Below are 24,627 nucleotides of genomic sequence, written 5' to 3'. Positions count from 1 at the left end.
TTTTCCAGGACTCAGTACGTGAATAGTGGGTTTACATTTTTCAGATACCTTGATGAATTATCAGAATACGGAGGGATTCATAAGTCCGAACTCTATAACGGTTGTTCTGACATTTATAAAAGCATTCATCTAAGCGCTAATGATTTAATCCAGATTTCAATTAACCTGGATGTTGATCCAATCCTTTTATGGAACAAACAAATAGATTTAGAACAATTAAGATTGACCAGAGCTGGACAAACTGTTCTTCCATTCGCTTATTCTGAAGTCTGTGCTTCCAACATCGCTTCTCTTAAGAACTCTTTAGATACATTTAAAAAATACGGAATGTATGATTACGCACTAAAAAGAATTCAAATGAATGAAAAGACAATACAGACCATTAACTCTATTTCAGTCATGGCGATGACTGATCTTTTTCGTTTCTCTGATAATTTCTTCATTCCGCAAGACTACATGGATACTACTACTCGCAACGCAGCTTTTACTTACGACAACATTCTAAGAAAAGAAATCAACACTAGGAATACAGGCATTAGGATCACTCAGAATATTTTTGAACTTGTTTGTCACTTTGAGCAAAACTGGAACTATAAAATTATTCGGTCAGATCTTCATTCCCTAACTATTGAAACCAAAGAAAGTGAACTTATGAGATCCACAAAATCATATCGTTCTTTTACTACAAATACATCTAACTTGGTTCGTTTCACTTTTATAAAGGCTGCGCTTGCTAAATTTAATATAAACACACAAAACGTCACTCAGCTCTCTGACTCTGATAACAAAGAAAAGAAATTCCGTTTTTCAGTCAATATTCACTAACTAATCCAATAATACTGAATTATTTTCCAGAGCGAAAATCTTAGTTCCACAAGTGACATATCTGGCATTCTTCATTTCCAGCTCTCTGTTTTCGATCTCAAAAAAGGCCATGGGTGTCTCAAACTTATTAGGGCACATGCCCTTAAATCTTTTTGCTAAAGCATCTGATTGAGCAGAGTCAAACTGGTTATAAACATTTTTGGCGCTGAAGCCGATGAACTTTTGATTCAGAAGAAAATCAATAAATTCGTAAACAGATATTTCATTTTTAGAGGCCACTAGATCTTTTCCAAAAGCAGAAAAGAAATAAGTCATTTTTATCCCCGTACTGATGCAATCTTTACAAACCGAGTTCTTAATCACACATTTTTTTTCATTGCTACAAAGCTGTACACAAGCATTGGTATCCTTGCACTCTACCTCAACCTGAGATCTTAAATCGGCACTCCATGTTTCAGTAAAGTTATAGCCTGCATAGGACTTAGTTTGCAGGACAACAAAGAGCAGGGTCATTAAAAAAAGCGATTTTATAATGTTTTTCATTCTATTTTCCTTCTACTCCACATTTTAAATTAAGACTCTTCTTTGCGACGGTACAAGTTTCCTCTCCATCTTCTCTACTCTGTGTATAAACTTTTACGACATTAGGAGTGGCGCAGCCTCTGATTTTTACTTTTGCTGTTCCCCTCCAGGACTCACTCGCATCAATGCCTTCTACCAGATGCCCCAGGTCCGTATAGGTATCCAAAATAACAGCTTCACAAGCATTCTTCATACATGACTTTCCTTTAATGAGCTGTCTCACGCAATCGTTGGGGATTTTTCCTCCATGCGAATCATATGAAGCGCGAACAAGATAAGGATTCACCGCCCATGAGCGAGGAACATTCATTGGGTCCTTCATTCCTTTATATAGTCTGATTACAGCTCGTGCCATAAAAAAAGCTGTTCTTCCAAATGGTATGGCACTTGAAACGGCCAGGCTTACCTGCTCAAAATCAAGTGAGCATTGAACGCATGCAGCTTTGTACTTATCAGTTGTTTCTCCCATTTCGTTGCTGGTTTCAACATTAATAGCATTTTTTTCATTGGCCTTACACGCTCTGACTGTCACCCCTCTAAAGCCAAGAACTTTTGAAGGGTCCATTTTCTTCGATTTAGAAATTGAAACCTGGCAAGGCAGATGAGTAAATGATCCCAGGTCCATCGCCACGGTTGAAATAACCTTGGTCTTTTCATATTTCGGATCAACCTGAATTTTTCCATCTTTAACTAGTTGATTAAAACTCGTCACCTTCCCTGCCTCTAAATCAAAGTTTCCGTAAATCACGCCAGGGGCCACCGAACTCACTGCTGCCTGAGCAACATCAGTACCAAAAGCAAAAAGAGAAGCTTTCGTTTTATACCAAGGATCATATACTTTACATGCAGTTCTCTCTGCATATGGGTTTAACATATTAGATGACGAGATTTCATTCTTAATGTTCAAAAACAACTCGGAGTATTGAACAACGCTATAGATATCGACAATCGATTGAATCGCAGTTCTTGCACAATCAGTGCTATCAATACAAATGACATCTCTTACATCTTTAGTGCTTGCATAAAGCCCATAAGCTAACATCGGCCTCATTGACTGCAATTTTTCTTTTCTTAAAATGCTGGCCATCGAGTCCACTTTACCTTCATAAACAGTGTCGAGGTACCAGCGATTAAAACCTGTCTTATCTACAATAAAATCCGGATCAAAAACTTTCGATTGATCAAATGAAGAACAAAGCTTATTAACTTTCTCTGCTACTTTTGTGTAATAGTCATAAATCTCATTAAGGGTCTTGCTATTTATTGAATCAGTTAGATTATCAGAGGTGTTAATTTTTCCCAAGATATCCATCTTCGGTTTAAGGTAGCTTAAATCTTCACTCGACAAAAATGCGCTTTCTGCACATAAATAGTAAAGCTCAGACTTAAGCTGTGTGTCCCCCGGCCCAGGAGATGTGATTATGGGCCTGAAATAGTTCTCTAATGTAGATTGAAGATTGTCAGTTCTAAGACCTTTAGAAATAAGACTTAGATTGTTGACTGCTGTTACGAATTTCTTTCTCATCGTAAGCCTGGTTTCTGAAAAGTTTTGACGGAAACTTTCTGTCCAGGAGTCAGCTGTTTCAAAATTGGCAAAACCAAGAATATCTTGATTCACCACAGGGAATTGATCTTCAATAAGATTTTTTGTTGCCCCTTCAGGAACAGATCTAAAGACATCCAAATTCGCCGCCGATTGCTGAAAATCATTTTTAGCGAACATTCTGATCGAGTTCTGATTAATCGTCTGAGGGTCGCATTTTGGACTAACAAGGCTCTTGCAACCATTGGGAGTCATGAAGAGTGAGTCCTCAATTAAAACGCTGCTAAAAATTTCATCAAATGGATAGGCCATTTGCTGTGCTTCTTTCGAATTTCTAAAGGCCCATGAAAAGAAGACCTTCATTGAGTTCCAATAATCAAAACCTGCGACTTCAAAGCGCTTAGACTTGGCAATTTCTGTAGAAATCTCATAGGTCGAGACCTTTAAGCTTTCCTGAGCTGAGTAATCGTGACAATCAGAATAATAGTCATCGACTTCTGCTGTCGCTTTTGCAATTTGTTCTAAAACATCGGCCGTTGGTTTCGTTCCAAACAACTGTGCTTCAAGTGGTGTAAACTTTTTTAAGTAAGAACAATTTAATGCCTTGGCCGGTACCTTCTCTTCCAAATTCAAAAAATTAGTTCGGTTAAAATTGTCGATAGAGGAAAGATCCGGTCTTTTCAAATGAGAAGAATCCCAAATGGCCGCCAGATAGTCATCAAGTTCCGGGCATTTATTTGAAGTTGAACACTTCTGTGATATTTCACTGTATTTAGTTAGGTTTGTTTTTAAACTTAAGTCAGAGGGAAGAATCGGAAGCTGGTTCGACACTAGTTTTTTATGAATCAACTCCAGTAAACTTAGAACAGTATAGCGATATTTACTCAATCCCAATTTGGTAAAAGCGTTAGTGTCTTCCCCGCGAACCTTGGCCAGACGATAGAGAGATCGCCCTATATCCATATTACTCAAAAGCACTAAAGAACTTTCCGAAGGTAATTTTGAATCAAGCGCACACTGTGCCCTATTGGTAAACCTCAAGTCGGATGTAATATTTTTTCCTCCGGCCAGTACCTGTGAGGACAAAAATAAGAGCATTAATGGAAGAAGAGCTTTCATAAAATTTCCAAAAGTGAGTAATATTTGACTAAAATTAACTCATCTCAATTAGAAACAAATGAGAGACGTATTTTTTATGTAAAAAATGTCTGTTTATAAAAAATTTAAAAAAACGCTTAAAAGTACAGACCTCTAAGCGTTTGGTTTTTCAAGATCTAAGCGATGATAGACATCGGCAGGGACATCTGCAGGATTCTTGTAAATAGTCCACCCGCAAGGCTTGTTTGGGTCAGCTTCAAATTCAACGACCAGTTTAGGATAACCAAAACGATCGATTGAGTACTTTTCATTTAAAGCGCAATGAGAGCAGTACAAATTGACCTCTCCACATTTGCTCCATGCCAGGTTGTGCTTCTCCTTAAGGTTGACAACGGACTCACCTAGTCTTCTACGAATAGCACCACCACTTCCACAAGGATCAAAAATCAGCCTGATTTTTTTATCGTCTTCTATTACTGTAGTTTTCCCTTCTCTAGTGCTTCCTGAAAAGTGGAACCTTAAATGCTCAGCTAAAAAAGCTGATAACTCTTCTGGAGATAGAACATTTGCTAAATCCCAAAGACCTAGCCATTTTTGGTTTCTTAAAATACTTCCGTTGCTAATTTCAACGGCCATTTTTTCTCCATCGACTTCAATAATCGAGGTTGGGTATGAATAAACAAATGTAGCAAAAGTGTCGTGACGAATGACCGCGCGGTGATGAAAAACTGGCAAGAAATCCAGCGATTTTTTTAAATCTTTTCTGCTAAAAGCATCCTGCAATTCCTTAAAGTCTTTCTCCATTTCCCCCACAATAAAATCGGCAGATGAAATGCTCAGCTTTTCTTCATCAAATAAATCCTTCATTTGCTCAATAACAATCTTTTCTTCTGCCTCCGAGTAAGACTCGCCCATTTTATTCATGAGCACTTTAAAGTCGCGAAGTGCTTTTTTGCGAAACTCTTTTTCCGACTCTATGGATGTCAATTCAGCATAATAATTTGTCATAATTATGCACCACTCAAAGAAAACAACATTCATGAACATATTCTGAGCATGAAAGGTTGATAAATACTTACTGGCCTCATCCCATTCACTTTTGAGCAATAAATTTCTTATGACCTGGTAGTCAGGTATCTCCAAAGATGAAGGCACTCCCATTCTCATTAGAGATCCAGTTTTCTCAAAAACTTGCAATCTTTCCTGGCCAATAAAATAATCACTCATTGTTACTCCGAACATGAAAAGATAAATTGAATATTACATTAGTAATAAACGCTACGACAGAAAGCTGATTGCGACAAGGAAATTTATTGTTATTTTTCTTAGCTTACTTGGGATAACAAAACCTCTTTTTCGCATTCGACTCCACCACCTGATAATTTTCTTCCAGGCATTTTTTCTTGCTAGGAAACTTCTTCAGCGGAGCACACGAATAAAGGCTTCTCTTTTTTTCTTTGTCGACCGAGCGCTTTTCCTGACAGCTCTCCCACCCGTCTTTATCCACACAGGTGTAGTACTGAAATTCGCACTGGTAAATGAGATACTCTCCGGCCTTGTAGCGAGAGTCGATTTGATAGTGGCTTTTACGGTAAGAAAGATCGTCATCGTCTGCGGGGGGTGCAGGCTTTCCTAAAACAGGAATTTCCACCTTTTCTTCAGGCATACCATCGGCTTTTCCGACAAATGGAAAAACGAAAAGTGCCGCGAGTAAGAAAAGGTGAAGTTTCATCTTAGTTTCCGCTTTTTTCGTCGCTTCTGATTTTTTTCATGGCGAACTCCAGGACCTCTTTTAGGTCTTTAAGCTCTAGTTCATAAAACATATGTGAAGCAGAAACTTTTGGAAGAGTTTTTCCAAATTTCATTTCGTCCTCAAAAGACCTGATACGGTTGTTGAGGTTGTTTCTGATCGTTCTCATTTGCTTGGGAGTTTTTTCTTTGAAACTCGCTTTTAGTTCTTCTACGCGTGGGTGTGACATTTAAAAATCCTTATTGCCAAAGTAATACATAATATCGACCGCCGAGCTTTAGCCCTTCGATGCCAATGGTGAAGGCAAGAAAGATAAAGGCGAGGGAGAAATATTTCAAGTGTAATCGTTCCCATTTTTGGGGAGTTTTAAATAAACCAAAGAGCATCCCGACAAAAAGGCCTCCAGCGTGGGCCGTATTGGCGATGGGGCCTAGAAATCCAGTCAAACACAGAAGAAGCCATCCAATCATGATGGTAATATCTCTCGGAGGCAGGGAATACTCCATGTCCTCGTGGATTTTCTTATAAACCCAGACAAACCCCAGCATCGCATAGAGTACGCCCGACATTCCTCCGAATTGAGGGCCGCTTACACAGTACTGTAGGACGTTGGAAACAACACCACTCACTAAGATAAAAATCAAAAGGAAATTCTTCCCGAATTTGTACTCAATTAAATAACCCAAGTCCTTAAACCAGAGCATGTTAAACACAATGTGCAGGATGGATAAGTGAATCAGAATCGGAGTGACAAGTCTCCAGATTTGCCCGTGCAGGATTTCGTATAAAAAACCCGTCTCTGGTACACCCATAAAAAGCGCATCAAAGAGCCTTTTTCCCATGTCCGAATAGCTCAAACCAAAGAGCACGGCACAGATGATGATAATCGTATAAGTCACTTGCCCGCGTGGAAGAGTTTTAATTTTTACCCACTCTTCGTCCACTTCAATAGGCTTTTGAAAACCAAGCTTCACGCGGTAGTAGTCCATAGCGCGTGGAAGATCTTTTTCTTCATCTACCGTGAGAAAATAAATATCGTCTTTTTCGCTATAGTGAGTCTGTGCGCTGATGCCCATGGAAAAGAGTTCATCACGCATTTGATTGATCATTTTTCTGTCGCGAAGTTCGCCTACGACAAACATATAAAGTCCTTAATTGAAAGCATCGATTAAATCACCGGCCACTTCACCATCACCTGCTGCCAGGGATTTTTTAAAGGCCTGAAGAATGAGTTTTTTCTCATCTTCTGTGGGTTTTGTCCCGCCAATAAGCAGGTTAAATTTCCCGCCTTTGTTAAATGGGATCGAGTCCACGGCGAAAATCATTGTTTTGGCCTTTTCAGAAGAGATTTTACCACTTCCGGTGACGGCCTCTCTCACCGCTTTTTCGATTCCTTCAGCGCGCACCACTCGTTGTGATCTCTCTGCCGCCGGAACCACGGCCCCCGTATCAAACACTGTGCGGACATAAGTCACACGGAATTTAGACGGGTCTTCCGATTTTGAAAGCGTCTTTAGTAAATCCTTTTTTTGACTCATTGACCAGTCGCCCTTTGGCATAAGTATTCCATCATCTCCGGAGAACTTAGGGACGATGCTAGGATTCTTTACGTCCTTAGTGGCCAGAGTAAAATAACGTTTGCTTGTATTCATTGCCTCTGTCACACCATCAACATTCGTTTGAATTTTTCCAAATGCGTCCTGAACCAGTTTTTTTGCATCTTTTTGTGCGTAATTAACCGCACTCAAGGCGCGCATTTGCTCATAAGCGTTGTCGACACCAACACCAGTAAAATCTACCGAAACAATACCGTTTTTAGCTTCACCAAGATTGATGGAAACCCGCTCACGCTGAAATAATGGTGGTGAAAGTGAGTCTACTTTTTTGAAGTACTCTGTTAAGTCATCAATGTGTTTATTACTAATGTCGCTGTTAAATAATGTTTTAACTTTCGCACGGATTTTCCCGGCGTATTCTGCGGCATCAGCGCAGTCACTAGGCTTAATCTTACGAAGAACACCAATCATATCTTTTGAAGGAATGACTTCTCCACTCGCGGTTTTGACCATGATCTTGGCCTTCATTAAATCAGGACTTTTGGCCAGGGATTTTCTTAAACCCTCAATCGAGTTAACGTCCTTATGCATGACGGCCAGTTGCTCTTTAAAAGACACTGTTCTTGTTTTTCCGTCTTTAAATGTCGTCGTTCTTGCGCCTCTTGCCGCCATGTTGGCCTCAAGAGCGCTTTCCCCGCTTCCCGATAAAAACCATGAACGCACATCCACCACTTCATCGGTTCTTGGGGCAATCATTTTTGAAAGTCCCATTTTCTCAAATTCAGAAGCAAATTCATCAACGCTTTTTTGATAAATGTCACTTAGCTTTTTTTCCCAAACGGCAGCATCCTCACCTTTGCCTAGAGCTAAACGCAGGCGCATTCCCTTGTAGTCTTTGTATTGACCTTCAAGTTTTGCTGCAACCTCAGGGTGATCCTGTAAATTTTTTTGAAATTTAGCGAGAAAAGAATTGTTAACTGAATCCACCATCGCTTTATCGCCAATGAGTGTATCATTAAGCTTTTTCTGAACAGCATTCTCAACATCAAAATAAAGAACATCAGTTCGCTTTAATTTTTTATCTGCCTCCATCATCGAGATGAATGAGCGGTTGTTAGTGTTGGTGATTGAATCATTGCCGTACTTAAGTTTGTACGAAGTCGCTTCAGGCCCTGCCCAATTGACAGTTTTTACCTTGGCCGCAGCCTCCTTCGTTGATTCCCTTGCCGTAACCCTTGCCATCGCTTTTTCCAAAGCGGTCTCAAACTGCGGGCAATTTCCCCAGGCATTGGCAGTAAAAAGAAGAAAAAGTACTAAACTTAAATAATTCATCTTGGTACTTTTCGGATTTTTCACGCATTTCGTTAGAAAACAGAGGGTAAAAACCCTTGTCTAATTATAAATAGGTTTATTTTTGACGTATTTTGGGATATTGTCGGGCCATAAGCGAGATGGGAATGGAAAATAGTGGACTTTTTTAAGACCAATGCCGTTTTCCCCTATGGAGAGATGAGAATGCTTAAAATTAATAAAAAAGTTGAATACGCCCTGATGGCCTTAAAGTTTATGGCCGACAAAAACGATTCAACTCCCTTAGTTTCGGCCCGTGAAATCTGTGATGCTTTCAACACTCCTTTTGATACGACAGCAAAAGTGATGCAAGTGATGAACAATCACGACATCCTGACATCGGTCAAAGGAATTAAAGGCGGCTATCACTTAAACAAACCACTTTCAAGTATTACTTACATGGAACTGGTTCGCATGATTGAAGGCAAAGAAGAAATCGGCCGCATGTGCACAAACCACAAAGGCACGTGTGAACTTCTCGGCAAATGCAACATCTCTACTCCGGTGGAAAACTTAAACCGCAAACTCAACTCGTTCTTAGAAAGTTTAACCCTTGCAGAACTTTTACAAAGCACAGAATTCAACGTCCCAAACAGACTCGCTTCTGGCCTTGAGGTACAACAATAATGAGCACAGATATTTTAAATTCTGATTACAAGTATGGATTCTTCACAGACATCGAAACGGAAGAGTTTCCTAAGGGTCTCAGTGAAGACATCGTCCGCATGATTTCGGCGAAAAAAGAAGAGCCTGAGTGGCTTTTAAATTTCCGCCTGAAAGCCTATCGTCATTGGCTAACGATGGAGCATCCAAAGTGGGCAAAACTCACTATTCCAGAAATCAACTACCAAGACCTCTACTACTACTCTGCTCCTAAGAAAAAGGACGCAGTGGCAAGCCTGGATGAAATCGACCCTGAACTTCTAGCAACTTTTGAAAAGTTAGGGATCCCTCTTAACGAACAAAAAAGAATCAGCGGTGTTGCCGTGGATGCGGTCTTTGATTCAGTTTCAGTTGCGACTACTCACAAAGAAGAACTAGAAAAAGTCGGAGTTATTTTCTGCTCAATTTCTGAAGCTGTAAAAGAGCACCCGGAATTAGTAAAAAAATACTTAGGAACAGTTGTTCCTCACTCGGATAACTTCTACGCTGCTTTAAACGCGGCGGTATTCTCTGACGGATCATTCGTTTTCATCCCAAAAGGAGTTCGTTGTCCGCTGGATTTATCGACGTATTTTAGAATCAACGCCAAAGAAACAGGACAGTTCGAAAGAACGCTGATCGTTGCGGAAGAAGGATCATTTGTTAACTATCTTGAAGGCTGTACAGCTCCTCAAAGAGATGAAAACCAACTTCACGCGGCCATCGTTGAGCTTGTTGCTCTAGACGACGCAGAAATCAAGTACTCAACAGTTCAAAACTGGTACGCCGGAGATAAAATCGGTCAAGGTGGGATTTATAACTTCGTTACAAAACGCGGCAACTGCCTTGGAAAAAATTCTAAAATCTCTTGGACTCAAGTTGAAGCGGGCTCAGCAATTACTTGGAAATACCCTTCTTGTAACCTGATTGGTGATGGTTCAGAAGGTGCTTTCTACTCTGTTGCTTTAACTAATAACTTCATGCAGGCCGATACCGGAACAAAAATGGTTCACATCGGTAAAAACACAAAATCAACCATCATCTCTAAAGGGATTTCTGCTGAACAATCAGAAAACAACTACAGAGGACTGGTTAAAATCAACCCGAGTGCAACGGGAGCAAGAAACTACTCTCAGTGCGATTCAATGTTAATCGGAGACAAAGCACGCGCGAACACTTTCCCGTACATCGACGTGAAAAACAACACGGCCGTGGTTGAGCACGAAGCTTCGACATCGAAGATTTCAGAAGAGCAACTCTTCTATCTTCAGTCTCGCGGACTTTCGGAAGAAAAATGTATCTCTATGATCGTTAACGGGTTCTGTAAGGATGTTTTCAAAGAACTTCCTCTAGAGTTCTCGGTTGAAGCTGTAAAGCTTATTGAAATGAAACTTGAAAATAGCATCGGATAAGGAAATATTATGATTGAAGTAAAAAACCTCCACGCAAAAGTTGGAGAAAAAGAAATCCTAAGAGGAATTAACTTAAGCGTTCGCGCCGGTGAAGTGCACGCGATCATGGGACCTAACGGTTCAGGAAAGAGTACACTTTCAAAAGTTATCGCAGGACACCCTTCGTACGAAGTGACTGAAGGGTCAATTACATACAAGATCAATGCAAAAGATAAGAATCTTTTTGAACTCGAAACTGACGAGAGAGCAAAAAGCGGAATCTTTTTAGGTTTCCAATACCCGGTAGAAATCCCAGGTGTTTCAAACTTCACGTTCCTTCTTGAGTCTTTCAACGAAACTTGTAAGTTCAACGGAGCTCCAGAAATGAGCGCGGAAGAATTCAGAAAATTCCTTCAGCCAAAACTTGAGCTTTTAGAAATGAACCCAGCTTTCCTTGACCGTCCGGTTAACACTGGTTTCTCTGGTGGAGAAAAGAAGAAAAACGAAATCCTTCAGATGGCCGTTTTAAACCCAAGACTTTCTCTTCTTGATGAAACAGATTCAGGTCTTGATATCGATGCCCTAAAAATTGTAGCAAAAGGTGTAAACGCTCTACGCTCTCGTTTCAATGCAACGATTCTTGTAACTCACTACCAACGCTTACTAGACTTCATCGTTCCTGATCATGTTCACGTTCTTTATAAAGGAAAGATCATCAAATCTGGTGGAAAAGAACTTGCTCTAGAACTTGAAGAAAAAGGATATGAGTGGCTGATTAAAGACCACGAATAATATTTATGGAAAACGTACTACTAAACGAACTTATTAAAAACTCGGCAGAGGTTCACAAGAATTCAGGTGAGCTTGGGGCGAGCTATAACGAAGCCATGAAGCGCGCTCTGGAGCAATTTAAGACTCTGGGGATTCCTTCTAAAAAAGACGAAGACTGGAAATACACTAATATTTCTAAAAACCTTTCTCCACGCTTCTATTCTCGCCAAAGCGAAATCGTGCAGGAAATTCCCGCACAGGTAATCGATCGCCGTGGGATGATTATTTTAAACAACGGGATTTTTAACCGCCACCAGTCAGTTCTACCGGAAGGAGTGAGCTTAGATCAACAAAGACCAGAGACTAACTTCTTTGACTCTTTTGATGCCCTAAACTTTGGTGTCGCGCTCTCACCTCTTTTCTTAAAAATTAAGAAAAACACAGTGATTGATTTCCCAATCAGTATCGTGCACATGACGGATGAAGCGGGAGTTAACAAGATTGTTTCTCCTCGTATCACCATCGTTGCTGAAGAATTTACGAAGGCCGCTTTTGTTGAAGTTTTCACTTCAACTCAAAACCTGCTTTTCCAATACACGACAAACGCGGCGACTCTTTTTGAGCTAAAAGAAAACGCCTTTATCGAACACGTAAAAATTCAGAACGAAGCCACTGCTTCAACTCACATTGGTTTAACCAAAGCTTCTGTTGCTAAGAGTGCTCAGTTTAAATCAATGACAGTTGACCTGGGGAACTTCACTTCTCGCCACAATATCGACGTAACAGTCGCAGGCGTTGGTGGAGACGCTCACGTCAATGGTCTTTTTGCCCTAAAGAAAACAGAACACGCAGATGTATTCTCAAGCATTAACCATTTAAGTGCCCACACGACTTCTGATCAGCTTTTCAAAGGAATTTTAGCTGGTGAATCTCATGGAGCTTTCACTGGGAAAATCTCTATTGCTAAAGATGCCCAGCTAGTTAACTCAAACCAGTTGAATAAAAACCTGATGCTTTCTAAGAAAGCTCACATCGACACTCGCCCTCAGCTTTTAGTTTCTGCTGATGACGTCAAGTGTGCCCATGGGGCGACGATAGGTCAGCTTTCAGCTGAAGAAGAGTTCTACCTTGAGAGCCGCGGGATCAAAAAAGACAAAGCAAAAAGAATGCTTTGCCACGGTTTTGCGACAGATGTTCTTTATAAGATTGATAATCTTGAAATCCAGAAGCTGGCGATTTCAATGCTTGAAGAAAGCTTTGAGCGCATTGCTTTAAGTGAGATGACTCTATGAGTACTTTAAACGTAGAAAAAATCAGAGAAGACTTTCCACAGTTAAAAACAACTGTGAATGGAAAGCCTTTGGTTTATCTGGATAACGCCGCTACGACGTTAAAGCCAAAAGTGGTTATCGATCAGATGACAAAACACTTAAGCCAGGACGTGGCCAATGTTCACCGTGGGATCCATACCCTTTCTGAAATGGGAACAAGACAATTTGAGGAAACAAGAATTGCTGTTCAACATTTCATCAACGCCCCTCAAGCTCACGAAGTGATTTACACCAAAGGAACAACGGATGCGATTAACCTTCTGGCCAACTCTTTTGGCGAGAGATTTCTAAAAGCAGGAGATGAAATTCTTCTGTCTCAAATGGAGCACCACTCGAATATCGTTCCATGGCAGATGATTGCTGAGAAAAAAGGCGCGAAAGTTGTCGTGATTCCAGTTAACGACAAAGGCGACATTGTTTTAGAAGAATACAAAAAACTCCTGAATCCAAAAGTAAAAATGGTTTCAGTTGTTCACACATCAAACACACTGGGGACAACAAACCCGGTTAAAGAAATGATTAAGCTTGCTCACGCTGTTGGCGCAAAAGTCGCAATTGATGGAGCTCAGTCAATCGCTCACCAAAAAGTCGACGTCCAAGATTTAGACTGTGACTTCCTGGTCTTCTCTGCTCATAAAATTTACGGGCCAAATGGTCTGGGGATTTTATACGGAAAAGAAGAGCTCTTAAATGAAATGCCTCCTTACCAGGGTGGCGGAGCGATGATTAGTGAAGTGACGTTTGAAAAAACCACTTACAACATCCTTCCCAATAAATTTGAAGCAGGAACTCCGGCGATTGCCGAAGTGATCGCTTTTAAAGCGGCCATTGATTACGTTCAAAAGCTGGGCATGGACAATATCTATAACTACGAGCACGAGCTTCTTGCTTATGCGACTAGCGAGTTAAAGAAAATCCAGGGCATCCGCTTTATCGGTGAATCAGAAACGAAGTCAGGAGTTCTCTCATTCGTTTTAGAAGGCGTTCACCCTCATGACCTGGGAACTCTTTTAGATAAACAAGGTGTGGCGATTCGTACGGGACATCACTGCACGCAGCCTTTAATGAAACGTTTTGGCATCACTGCTTGTGCCAGAGCTAGTTTTACTTTCTACAACACAAAAGCAGACGTTGATGCATTAGTAGCAGCGATTAACAAAGCAAAAGAATTTTTATTATAGAGGTTACCTATATGACAGAAGCAGAAACAAATATGGAAATTGATATCGATATTCAGCCAACGCCAAATCCAAACGCGCTGAAATTCATCCTGAACTACCCGGTAAAAAATCAGGGGAATTCAACTTATAAATCTCCAAGTGAGTGTGGAGAAAACAAACTGGCCCTTGAACTCTTCAAAGTCAGAGGAATTGATCAGCTGCACTTTTTTGAAAACGTCATTGCTGTGACAAAGTTTTCTTACGAAGACTGGAACAATGTTGAAGTGGGAATCACAAAAGCTCTTAAAGAGTTCATGCCATCTCACAATCCTGATTACAATGACCCAAACCCTGAAGCAGACAGAAGAAAAAATCTTTCTCCAGAACTTCAGCAGATTGAAGCGATCTTAGATAAAACAATCCGCCCAGGCCTTCAAGGCGACGGTGGTGATATCCAGGCGCTAACTTATCAAGACAACATCTTAATGGTGAAATACCAAGGTGCATGTGGGACTTGCCCGAGTTCAACAACTGGAACTCTTGAAGCGATTAAATCGATTTTAAGAGACGAATTAAATCCGGATATCGAAGTCTACATCGCTCCTGAATACTAGTTTTAAAGCCTAAAGGCCCCTCATAGATGGGGCCTTTTTTTTGCTCTCAACTCCCTAAAAAGCATAATATTTCCAATATCTTAAAAGATTGATGAAAATCATTCTTAAATTAGTTTGACTATTCAAACTTTTGATTTAAACTACTAACAGGAGGATCATGTATGATCGTTCAAAATTGTAATCTCCTGTTAGTTGTCATTTCTAAAATCGAGTCACTCATTGCCGAGCAAAAGACTCAACATCCGAACTTAAACGATGAAGAAATCATCGAATTCTTAAAAATTAAATTTTCAATCGAAAATAGATCCTAAACATTTTTATTCCTTTGTCGAAGAAGCATAAAAATAGTCTGTGCCTTAACTAACAGGAGAACATTTTTATGTTAACAAAATGGAAAACGTCTTTATTGACTGTTGCTACAGTCGCAATGCTTGGATTTACAACTTCTTGTGGAAAAAACGATGCTTCTAACATCCAGATCGCTGGTGTAAAAGGGCCAACAGTTACTCTTCTTCAAGATAACATGATGATCTCTGCTGTATTTGAAAATATTCAAATGGATGGTGGACTTCGTTATAACATTCCAAAGTATAAGTATTCATTCCTTGAAATCTCTCCAGATGTAGAGTCAAACGGAACACTTATGCAAGTTTCGATCTCTCTAAAAGACATCGTAGATGGTGGTCTTGATCAACTTGACCCACAAAAACTTCCTGGTGGACGTAACCTTCCAGGTGTCGCTTCTGGATCACTTCCAGCAGTCGCTTTCTCAATCGAAAAATTCCACAATATGTCTCTTTACGTAGGTAAAGATGTATTCGGTATCTTCCTTCCTGCTTCAGTTGGTGTTGAAGGAGCTATCGCTTCATTCAGATACTACATCGGGGAAAAAGCAGCTGGTACAATCTCTCTAGTTGGTGCTGACCAAAACGGAGAAAACTCAGGTGTTCTTCTTATGCTAAACATCTCTGGACAAGTTAAGTCTCAGATGATGAAAGTTTACAAGAAATACAATCATTAATTTTTAGATAGAATCGTGGCCGTGATGATCTTTGATCTTCGCGGTCACTTCTCTTCCCAAGATAGGCACTAAAACAACCGACAAGATAATCAGCCCTGCTCCTAAAAGATTCATCCCATTTAGCGTCTCCCCTAAAACTAAAAAGCCAAAGAGAGCGGCAAACGGCGACTCTGTTAAGAAAATAAGTCCGGCAATGTGATCCGGGATTTTTTTCTGGGCGACAATTTGAGCGGTAAAAGAGATCATGCTGGAGAAGATCCCCAGGTAGATAAGGCCAATCAGAACATTGTGACCTGGATCAAACACCACTCCAAAATCAATAACCCCTTTAAAGATCAAAGCAATCGGAATAGACATCAGGGCCACAAAGAAATTTTGAAGAAAGTTAAATTCCACTGGAGACTCGATAGCATTGGCCACTCTCCCCACGTAGATAATGTGAATCGCTCCAAAGACAGAACATATCAGCGTAAAAAAGTCACCGCTGTTTAAGTCTTTAAACTCCAAGTTGCACATTAGTGCCATTCCCATCATTGCCATGAAGATCAGAAACCAGAACGTCGGGCGGTATTTCTTCTTAAAGACCAGCATGGTGATAATCGGAATAAAAAGAGTGTACAACGTCGTAATGAATCCGCTTTTTGCCACGGTGGTAAGAGAGAGGCCAATGGTCTGGAAAAGTAAAATCCCCAATAAGAACACAGAACTGATAAACGATTTTTTAAGAATGTTGTCAGGACGTGTGAATGAGCGTTTATAAAGTAAAAACGGCAGCGAAGCCACGCCGGCCACGCTAAAGCGAAGAGCATTGGCCCAGTAAGGGTCAAGAGCAACTAGCGTCCAGCGAGTGGCAATAAAACCATATCCCCAGATAGATGTGGCAAATAAAAGAAGAAGGATATTAATAAACATTTTTTAGTTCCACTCGCGAGGAAAATAGTACTCCATCATCTTCTCATGAACTGAGCCTGCTGCTGGTTTGTACTTGTAAGTGAATTTCGCACGCGCTGGAAGAGAAATCAGAATTGAATCCGTGCGTCCGTTGGTTTTTAGGCCAAACATTGTCCCGCGGTCGTGAAGCAGATTGAATTCTACGTAACGTCCACGTCTATGGAGTTGGAAGTCTTCATCAGCTTCTGTATAGGCTTCGTCTTTTCTTTTTTCGACGATTGGAAAATAGGAATTGATAAAGTTTGATGAGATGTCTTTAACCATCGCGAAGTCTTTTTCTAAATCATTTGTGTTGTAGTGATCGTAGAAGAACCCACCTACTCCACGCATCTCACCTCCACGGTGAGTGTTAACAAAGTATTTATCACATTCTTTTTTCATGTCTTCATACACGCCATACGGAGTCAGTGCTTTTTTCCAAATGGAATGAAAGTATTGGAAGTCTTCTTCGTGAGGGTAATAGGGTGTCAGGTCCGCTCCACCGCCAAACCAGAATCTCTCTCCGGCCTGGATCATTCTGAAATTCGCGTGAACAGTTGGGACTCTAGGGTTTTTCGGGTGAATAATCAGGGAAATCCCTGCGGCCCACATCTCGTCCCCAGTGCCACCTAAGCGACCGGCAAAGGCCGGGTCAATGGCCCCAAAAACTTTCGAGGTGTTAACCCCTGCGTTTTCAATGACGTCTCCAGAAAAAGCACGAGTGATTCCTCCGCCTCCCGGGTTACCTTTGTGATCCTTGCGCTCCCATAGGTCTTCTTCCAATGACAATTTAGGGTCGACACTAAAAAGTGCCTTAGTAATGAGATCCTGAAGATCTTTTACGTATTGGTGAAAATCATTCTTTTTAGCTTCTAAATTGTTCATAGCAATTTCCATCGAGGAGTCGTTGTGTTAAAAGTAGGCTGGACTCTCTCTAAACAGTAAGATTACTACTACCACGTATGACAAAGTTTGTCCCCTTGCTCCTGTTATTATTTTCGCTGATGACCATCAGTGAAGGCTTCGCTCAGGCGAGTGCCCAGGAATTGGATTCTGGGCCCCAAAAACCGTATCTGCAGGGCGATGTCGTCGTCGATCCCGTCAAAAAAACCCGCACCTCGCTTTACCACTATGGGTATGTTGACCGCGAGCACAGCTGGGAAGAAAACGCGAAAAATATCGGAATCGTTTACGGACTGACATGGGTTTTTTATCCCTTGATTCAACCCAAAGTTTTTAAGGTCGAAGACGGATGGAATAAATACAAAAACAATTTCGGAAAACTGGTTTTTGATAAAGATGAACCGGTGTGGAATTTATTTGTTCACCCACTCACAGGCTCTCAACTTTATCTTCTCTACCGCGCTGAAGGTTATTCGCGAATGGCCGCGATGGGGATGGCCTCAATTAGTTCGGCCCTTTTTGAATTCACTGTTGAGATCCTCACTGAACCTGCCAGTGTTCAGGATTTATACCAGACACCTGTACTTGGAACCGTTTTAGGTTTAGGCATCGAAACTGCTTCGATGTCACTCTTAAATTCTGGAACAATGGCCGGAAAGATAGTCGGCCACATGATTAATCCGGCCACACTTTTTCCTTTTTATGAAGGACGAACGTTGATCATACCTAAATTTGAACAAGAGGATAAAGGTGCAATGTTAAGACTGGAGCTCAATTACTGATGAAGAATTGTTTTTTAGTCATCCTATTTATTTTGAGCTCATCTCTTTATGCAGATGATGCGAAATCGACGCTCGAAAACAGCTTCATCCTGCGGGCCGGTTTTTCATTCAATCATATTGAAATGAACACCGACCGCCTGATTGATAACCATGAATCGGAAGATGATGACCCGGAAGATGAAACCAAAACTCTGGGGTTTGGTCTGGTGACTTCTATCGCTTATCGCTGGGAGGCCTGGGAATTCGCCGTGGCCTCCGATGTTCTTTTTGGAAAAATTAAAGATGTCACTTTTATCGACAATCAGAATTCCATCCGTGGAGGAGGAAGATTCCGCTTCGTGAGTTTTAGCCCACAGATCAAATACCACACTCCTTTTTCTGTTTTAGACAAAGCGAATGTCTATATTGGTTTCGGCCCATCGTGGTCTCTTCAAACTTTTGTTTTTAGCAATGCTACGACCTCTGGGAATTTTAATAACAAGAGAAGAATCAGCTTTGAAAACTATGGCGGTGGTATTTTTATCGGGCTGGAAGAAATTCTTCCTTTCAAACAAGACCATCCGATGTTTTTAGAAATTGGATACAACTACATGCACTCCTACAAGGTTTCTATTCTCGATGCTTCCGATACAGCTGAAGTCATCACACTTTCAGAAGGAAACTCCAACGATTTCTCCGGCCACTACATTATCGTGCGCACGGGTTTCACTCTTTTTTAGTTAGGACACCTTACCCTCTCAAATACCCGACTTTTTTAGACCAATCGTTTTAAGGTTTTACCCTTACTGGTGCAAAATTATGGGCCAAATTTAAACGGCCCTTTACTTAGGTTGTCTGGAAATTACATAGTTGGCCCATAAACATTTATCCCCTAAAGAACTCACCTATAATGATCGAAGAGATGATTAATAAGCGCCTTTAAAATGAAGGATTTTTATGAAATTACGCTCTCACCTTTTTTGGACTCTAACGACTTTAATCATCGCCACAAACGTCATGGCCAATGACAATGTTGCCAAGGTTATTATCCTGCGCGGGATGGTCAAAGCAAAGTTGACTGATGGAAGTGTCGTCGATGTCAAAGCTGATCAATCAATCCCAGAAGGTGCTGTTGTTCAAACAGCAGAAAAAAGTTTCGTAAAACTTCTCTTCATTGATAAATCGCAAATGAACCTCGGACCGAATTCGCAAATGGTGATCAACGCTTTTCCTAAAAAAGAAGCCGGTATCATCACGCTGGTAAAAGGTCAGATCAGATCTCAAGTTACAAAAGATTATATGGAGATGGAAGATAAGAGTAAAAGTAAACTCTATATCAAAACAAAAACTGCGGCGATGGGTATCCGCGGGACAGACTTCCAGGTTAACTTCAACCCACAAAACCAAAACACGTCACTGATCACTTTCGAAGGGAAAGTGGCCATGGCCCATATTGACCGCGATCAAAGGGACTCAAAATTTGATCAGGGAAATTTAGAAAGAGTTGTCTCAAGTGACAAGGCCGTCATGGTAACAAAAGGACAGGTCTCGGCCGTTAACCTAAACGTTGCCGAGCGAGCAATGATTCCGACAAAACTTGGAACAAAACAAATTGAAGCTCTGGAAAAAAACGAAACTGGTTTAAATGAAGGTTCGTCACATTCAGAAAAACAATTCAGAAACCCAATTCCTCCAGGAGCTGAAGGAGCTGCCTTCTCTAACTCTGCTTCAGTAGTGGATAAAGAAGTCGCGAAAATGGGTGTGGATGTTAAGGCCTCCCTTCCGGCCGTATCTCATACTGAAAAACCAGGGAGCTCTGAAGGATTCTTCAACGTCACAACTGGTGAGTATAAACTTCCAGCGGGAAGTGTTATCGATTTAAATACTGTTAACATTATCCCTCCTCCATCAAACGCTCCATTCGACAGTAACTCTGGAACATACATCGTACCTGAGTCTCTGGGAAAAATTGACAAAGTTACTGGGGAATACAAAGCGCCAGCTGGTCTGGAGCTAGATCTTTCCGGAAAATTCATTATGGTAGACCCTGAGGCCTTCCAAAAGGCGCAGGCACCAGCAAAAGAAGATGAGAAAGCTGGAGAGAAAAGCGATAAAAAAGATGAGGCTGCCAAACCAGAAGGCGACAAATCAAAAGAAGTGGTAAAGACAGAGGGAGATTCTGGAAGAGCGCCGGCAAGTGTTGCTCCTAGTGAGGTAAAACCACCTGAAATTTTCACGGCCGCAGCTCAGACTTTCATTAATACCTACTCTGCGCCAGTTGTTCCTCCGCCTCCAGCAACAGCTCCAGGCATATCCGGATCAAGAACTACTCTGACCAACATCGCTCAGGACGTTCTTCAGAAGAATGATGTAGCAAAACAGGCCGCTACCGACCGCGGGGTTGCGGTACCAAATACCAAGGTAAAATTTATTTTCAACGCCGAGTAAATATCAACTATAATAATTGAGAATATGAAATTATAAAAAGCACCCAAGATGGGTGCTTTTTTATGTTATAGGGATGTAACAAATGCTTCTCAATAGGTTTAGGGCCCCTGCTCTTTTATCATTAACAACACTTCTTCTCTCTTCTCCTCTTTCTGCTTCAACGATTGAAGAATTTTACAAATATTTCAAAAGCGGCCAGTACCCAAAGGCCATTGAATCTCTTGGACAGCTCGACTCTAACGACGCCAAAATAAGTAAGTCCTACCTTATGGGTCTAAGTTACTCGAGAATGCAGGAATACGATCAGGCCATTGCCCAATTCCAAAAAGCAATCAACGAAAATAACACGAGTGCTGATTTATACTACGAATACGGACAAGCGCTGTATGCTTCTAACGAACTAAAGAAGGCCCGCACTGCTTTTAAAACATCTGCAGAAAAAAATTTCAATCGTCCGGCTTCACTTTATTATGTGGCCCATATTTCACAAATACTAGAAGAACACGAAGAGGCACGTGACACTTACACCCAGGTGATCAAAGAAAAAGACTCTGACGATAAAATGAAACAAATCGCCCGCTATCAGTTGGCCGAAACTCTCCTTTCCATTGCCCGTGAAAAATCACAGGAAAGTGAAGACCTGGAAAGACGTGTAGAGCGCTTCATTATCCCCATGCTCAACACTGCCTACAATATCGACAAGTCCTCACCTCTTGCTTCAGAAATCAATCAGCGCATTGCTCAGCTGATGGTAGAGTTTAATCTCGATCCGAACGTCATGGTCAATGGAAGACGTATCAATCCAAAACGCTACAACGGCTATGTTGCACAAAAAATTAAATTTGATGACAACATTTCTTTAACCAACGAAGAAAACAACGTTCAGCAATCAAAAAAAGAATCTTATATTTTTGAAACCGAGGCCTACGGCAAATACGACTTCCCGATCAAAAAGCGCTACATCGTCTCCCCTGAAGCGCGCTTCACTTACACTCAGCACGCCAACCAATCGAGCCCTGAAGTTTATCAAAACGACTCGTTTACGATGAACATGAGCTTAAAAAATAAATATGAACACAAGATGAAGGAGCAACCGGCAAGCCTTCTTTTTGATATTGATTACTCTCACGTGTTTAAAGACTGGCAGGCAAAAAAGAAAAAAGAATTTTACGCCAAGTCTTTTACCTTCACTCTTGGAGAAAGCTTTAGCTATTTCAACATCGGCGATACAACATTAAAAATCAAAAGAAAGAATTACGATGGTAAAGATGAATCAATCAGCAACCACACGACAAGTTTAAGCGCTGACCAAACTTTCTTTTTTTCAACTCATCACCTGTTGATCGCACTTTTTGATGCAAGTTTTATCGACAACTATAACAACAGCAGCACCAATACTGACACTTATCTTCTGCGCTTTGACTATATCATTCCGGAAATCATGCCTCAGTACACTCTGGGATTAGCGATGGCCACAACGATGACTGACACCAAAGAGCAAAAGGCCACACGCGGGACTGAGTTAACGTTCAACCCTTCTGTGGATTTTGCCCGTGAGTTGAGTGCCAGCAGTCGCATTAGTATCAACTATGACTTCACAAAAAATAAGTCGGATGACACTAACTACTCATACAGCAAACACGTTTTTACGACTGAATACCGCTTTAGCTTTTAATATGAGGAGCTCTCATGCTTTTTAGGATTTTCCAGTACCTGGGGATTACTGCGATTATTACTTTCTGTGCCGGGAGTATTTTCCTTTCCACCAGCGCCAGAGATTTAAACTCGTACACCAACCAGTCTTTTATTTATAACTACGCTTCATTTTTCGAAGACCGTTTTTACGATCTACGCATGAGACTGACAATTGACCGCGACAAAAAAGATGACCGCCTGGTCCTTGCGGCCATTGATGATAAATCACTCACAAAAATCGGACGCTGGCCGTGGACTCGCACGCACATTGCAAACTTGGTGAATAAGCTTAGCAACTACGGTGCGAAAGTTGTCGCCTTCGACGTTTTTTTCTCCGAACCAGAACTCGCGTGTAATGCTGAATCACCTGATAACCTTTTAGGTGCCTCATTTAAAAATTTTCAATCAGACCCGACGAAAAAAATTATTCTTCCCTATTCGGTTGTAAAAAAAGAATCGGATGAGATTGACCAGGAAACTTTTTTTAAAGAAGCTCCTGATCAGCTTCTCAACTTCATCATGGATGCCAGACAAGCTGAAGGGAGCAACTTAAGAGAGTTTTTGATTGAGAAAAAAGTTTTTCCAATTGATATCCTGGCCAACTCAGAGACAGGTATTTCACACATTGAGGCCGAAGCTGACGCTGACGGGGTTTTCCGCCACTACCCGATTATTGCCAACGTAGGAGGAATGTACTTTCCTTCTTTTTCTATGCAGGCCTACGAGTTTTTTAGCGGTGATCACACTGTTGTTAATATCCCTTCAACTGAAACGGCCTACATTCAAACAAAAAAAGGCAATCTTTACGTCAATTACAACGGTGAAGCCAAGGTGAGATGGTTTGGTGGTCTTGATCACTTCCCGACAGTCGGTATCTGGGATATTTTCCAGGCCAAAGACAATGACCCTGAAATGCAGCGAATCTTTAAAGACAAACTGGTCTTCGTTGGATCAACAGCGTTTGGAGCAAACGATTTACGTAACACTCCCGTTGACCCAATTCTTCCCGGAATCGTTTTTCACATGAACATGGTGCACATGATGCTGGAAGGAAAGTTCATGGTCTCAGAACTTGAGTCGACGAAAATTTCCTGGATTATGCTTCTAGGTGGAAGTGCCCTGATCGTCAGTGTAATGCTCTTTGGAAACGCGATTGTAGACTTTGTGGCCGTCTTTGCCATCATGGGTGGACTTTTCTACTTAGACTCGTATTACTTTATTCCTAAAGGTTATAACAATAGGCTCTTTTTCTGTCTCTTCTCGGTTTTAAGTTGTTACTCCTGGTCAACCTTCCTGCATTTTTATCAATCAAATAAAGAAAAGAAAAAAATCAAAGGCACATTCTCGCGCTACCTTGCTCCTAGTATCGTTAACGACCTTCTAAAGAACCCGGAAAAGGTTCGCTTAGGAGGAGAAAAGAAAGTCATTACGGTGTTTTTCTCTGACGTGCGCGACTTTACCTCGATTTCTGAAAAGCTCACACCCGAGCAGCTTACTCACTGTTTAAATAAATACATGACCATGATGACTGACACGCTCTTTGAGCACCAGGGGACACTGGATAAGTATATCGGGGACGCCATGGTAGCTTACTGGGGAGCACCGGTTGATTTAGAAAATCATGCTTACTGGGCGGTTAAAGGTGCTGTGCAAATGATTGAGAGACTTCCACCGATCAACGCCGAATTTGAGCGCGAAGGCTTCCCTCTTTTTAAACACGGAATCGGTCTTAACACTGGTGAGTGTTCTGTTGGGAACATGGGTTCGAATCAGATTTTCTCCTACACCGCACTTGGGGATAACATGAACCTGGGTGCTCGTCTTGAGTCTCTTTGTAAGTTCTATGGTGTGCAATTAAATATCTCTGAATACACTAAAAATGCTATTGCACCAGAACTACAAAAAGAGTTCGTTTTCAGAACGCTGGATAAAGTAAAAGTAAAAGGGAAAGAAAATGCCGTTACGATTTACGAAGTCCTTCATCCTGGCCATCACTTGATTAATGAGACAGAGGCCCTGGCCCAATATGAAGAAGCTTTCCAAATGTACTTGGGGCAAAGGTTTGCCGAGGCCTTCGAAATCTTTAAATCACTACATGTGAAATTCCCTGAGGATAAGAGCTTCGAGCGCATGATGCACATGTGCGAAGACTATAAAGAAGTACCTCCTCCACCAAATTGGGATGGGTCTTACACACACAAGTCTAAGTAATTTCATCACTGGCCTCGAAAGAGGCCAGTTCTCCCTTGATAAAGC

At 41.2% G+C, this 24,627-nt stretch carries 23 protein-coding genes; 14 read left to right on the top strand and 9 right to left on the bottom strand.

Annotation, left to right across the window (positions count from 1 at the left end; all coding sequences use genetic code 11):
• Positions 1-18 precede the first annotated feature (18 nt).
• Positions 19-825: a hypothetical protein gene (locus ACN20O_RS15390; RefSeq protein ID WP_491634815.1), complete on the top strand. Its 807-nt coding sequence runs from the start codon at positions 19-21 to the stop codon at positions 823-825.
• Here the strand turns inward: ACN20O_RS15390 and ACN20O_RS15385 are convergent, their stop codons facing one another.
• The 7 genes from ACN20O_RS15385 to ACN20O_RS15355 all read right to left on the bottom strand — a co-directional run bounded on the left by ACN20O_RS15385 (position 826) and on the right by ACN20O_RS15355 (position 8,686).
• Positions 826-1,368: a hypothetical protein gene (locus ACN20O_RS15385; protein WP_491634813.1), complete on the bottom strand. Its 543-nt coding sequence runs from the start codon at positions 1,366-1,368 to the stop codon at positions 826-828. It lies immediately after the preceding gene.
• A 1-nt stretch (position 1,369) separates the two neighbouring features.
• Complete coding sequence (locus ACN20O_RS15380; RefSeq protein ID WP_491634811.1) at positions 1,370-4,069, bottom strand: hypothetical protein; 2,700 nt, start codon at positions 4,067-4,069, stop codon at positions 1,370-1,372.
• Positions 4,070-4,201: 132 nt separating this feature from the next.
• A complete protein-coding gene (locus ACN20O_RS15375) occupies positions 4,202-5,275 on the bottom strand; it encodes a hypothetical protein (protein ID WP_491634809.1) in 1,074 nt (357 codons plus the stop codon).
• Between the two features lie 103 nt (positions 5,276-5,378).
• Entirely contained in the window at positions 5,379-5,780 is a 402-nt protein-coding gene (locus ACN20O_RS15370) for a hypothetical protein (protein WP_491634807.1), read from the bottom strand.
• Position 5,781: 1 nt separating this feature from the next.
• Complete coding sequence (locus ACN20O_RS15365) at positions 5,782-6,027, bottom strand: hypothetical protein (protein ID WP_491634805.1); 246 nt, start codon at positions 6,025-6,027, stop codon at positions 5,782-5,784.
• Between the two features lie 10 nt (positions 6,028-6,037).
• The gene (locus ACN20O_RS15360) at positions 6,038-6,940 is read right to left on the bottom strand and encodes a rhomboid family intramembrane serine protease (RefSeq protein ID WP_491634803.1); all 903 of its coding nucleotides are present in this window, start codon (positions 6,938-6,940) and stop codon (positions 6,038-6,040) included.
• Between the two features lie 9 nt (positions 6,941-6,949).
• On the bottom strand, positions 6,950-8,686 hold the full coding sequence (locus ACN20O_RS15355; RefSeq protein WP_491634801.1) for a hypothetical protein: 1,737 nt from the start codon (positions 8,684-8,686) through the stop codon (positions 6,950-6,952).
• Positions 8,687-8,869: 183 nt separating this feature from the next.
• On the opposite strand from ACN20O_RS15355, the gene ACN20O_RS15350 reads away from it, so the two are divergent.
• From ACN20O_RS15350 to ACN20O_RS15315, 8 genes are all read left to right on the top strand, one after another.
• Positions 8,870-9,331 (top strand): RrF2 family transcriptional regulator, encoded by a 462-nt coding sequence (locus ACN20O_RS15350; RefSeq protein WP_491634799.1) that lies wholly within the window; start codon positions 8,870-8,872, stop codon positions 9,329-9,331.
• Positions 9,331-10,758 carry a Fe-S cluster assembly protein SufB gene (gene sufB, locus ACN20O_RS15345; RefSeq protein WP_491634797.1) on the top strand — a complete coding sequence of 476 codons (1,428 nt, stop codon included), beginning with the start codon at positions 9,331-9,333 and terminating at the stop codon, positions 10,756-10,758. Before ACN20O_RS15350 ends, sufB begins: the two co-directional genes overlap by 1 nt.
• Positions 10,759-10,767: 9 nt before the next feature.
• Entirely contained in the window at positions 10,768-11,529 is a 762-nt protein-coding gene (gene sufC, locus ACN20O_RS15340; RefSeq protein ID WP_491634795.1) for a Fe-S cluster assembly ATPase SufC, read from the top strand.
• A 5-nt stretch (positions 11,530-11,534) separates the two neighbouring features.
• The gene (gene sufD / locus ACN20O_RS15335) at positions 11,535-12,800 is read left to right on the top strand and encodes a Fe-S cluster assembly protein SufD (RefSeq protein WP_491634793.1); all 1,266 of its coding nucleotides are present in this window, start codon (positions 11,535-11,537) and stop codon (positions 12,798-12,800) included.
• Complete coding sequence (locus ACN20O_RS15330) at positions 12,797-14,020, top strand: aminotransferase class V-fold PLP-dependent enzyme (RefSeq protein WP_491634791.1); 1,224 nt, start codon at positions 12,797-12,799, stop codon at positions 14,018-14,020. The genes sufD and ACN20O_RS15330 overlap by 4 nt, the downstream gene beginning before the upstream one ends.
• 11 nt (positions 14,021-14,031) lie before the next feature.
• Complete coding sequence (locus tag ACN20O_RS15325) at positions 14,032-14,613, top strand: NifU family protein (RefSeq protein ID WP_491634789.1); 582 nt, start codon at positions 14,032-14,034, stop codon at positions 14,611-14,613.
• Between the two features lie 161 nt (positions 14,614-14,774).
• Positions 14,775-14,924, top strand: coding sequence for a hypothetical protein (locus ACN20O_RS15320; protein WP_158649609.1), 150 nt, complete (start codon positions 14,775-14,777; stop codon positions 14,922-14,924).
• 68 nt (positions 14,925-14,992) lie between these two features.
• Positions 14,993-15,634: a hypothetical protein gene (locus ACN20O_RS15315; protein WP_102243234.1), complete on the top strand. Its 642-nt coding sequence runs from the start codon at positions 14,993-14,995 to the stop codon at positions 15,632-15,634.
• A gap of 3 nt (positions 15,635-15,637) precedes the next feature.
• Here the strand turns inward: ACN20O_RS15315 and ACN20O_RS15310 are convergent, their stop codons facing one another.
• The gene (locus ACN20O_RS15310; RefSeq protein ID WP_491634786.1) at positions 15,638-16,546 is read right to left on the bottom strand and encodes a DMT family transporter; all 909 of its coding nucleotides are present in this window, start codon (positions 16,544-16,546) and stop codon (positions 15,638-15,640) included.
• 3 nt (positions 16,547-16,549) lie between these two features.
• Positions 16,550-17,449 (bottom strand): oxygen-dependent coproporphyrinogen oxidase, encoded by a 900-nt coding sequence (hemF, locus tag ACN20O_RS15305; protein ID WP_491634784.1) that lies wholly within the window; start codon positions 17,447-17,449, stop codon positions 16,550-16,552.
• A gap of 77 nt (positions 17,450-17,526) precedes the next feature.
• Between hemF and ACN20O_RS15300 the strand changes: the two genes are divergently transcribed.
• The 5 genes from ACN20O_RS15300 to ACN20O_RS15280 all read left to right on the top strand — a co-directional run bounded on the left by ACN20O_RS15300 (position 17,527) and on the right by ACN20O_RS15280 (position 24,582).
• Positions 17,527-18,249 carry a DUF3943 domain-containing protein gene (locus tag ACN20O_RS15300; protein ID WP_491634782.1) on the top strand — a complete coding sequence of 241 codons (723 nt, stop codon included), beginning with the start codon at positions 17,527-17,529 and terminating at the stop codon, positions 18,247-18,249.
• On the top strand, positions 18,249-18,968 hold the full coding sequence (locus tag ACN20O_RS15295) for a hypothetical protein (RefSeq protein WP_491634780.1): 720 nt from the start codon (positions 18,249-18,251) through the stop codon (positions 18,966-18,968). The genes ACN20O_RS15300 and ACN20O_RS15295 overlap by 1 nt, the downstream gene beginning before the upstream one ends.
• 217 nt (positions 18,969-19,185) lie before the next feature.
• On the top strand, positions 19,186-20,676 hold the full coding sequence (locus ACN20O_RS15290) for a FecR family protein (protein WP_491634778.1): 1,491 nt from the start codon (positions 19,186-19,188) through the stop codon (positions 20,674-20,676).
• An 82-nt stretch (positions 20,677-20,758) separates the two neighbouring features.
• Positions 20,759-22,351 (top strand): tetratricopeptide repeat protein, encoded by a 1,593-nt coding sequence (locus ACN20O_RS15285; protein ID WP_491634777.1) that lies wholly within the window; start codon positions 20,759-20,761, stop codon positions 22,349-22,351.
• 14 nt (positions 22,352-22,365) lie between these two features.
• Positions 22,366-24,582 carry a CHASE2 domain-containing protein gene (locus ACN20O_RS15280; protein WP_491634776.1) on the top strand — a complete coding sequence of 739 codons (2,217 nt, stop codon included), beginning with the start codon at positions 22,366-22,368 and terminating at the stop codon, positions 24,580-24,582.
• Positions 24,583-24,627: the final 45 nt, after the last annotated feature.

It is taken from the genome of Bacteriovorax sp. As-1 (assembly GCF_058446905.1).
This window is presented reverse-complemented; position numbering and strand designations above follow the sequence as displayed.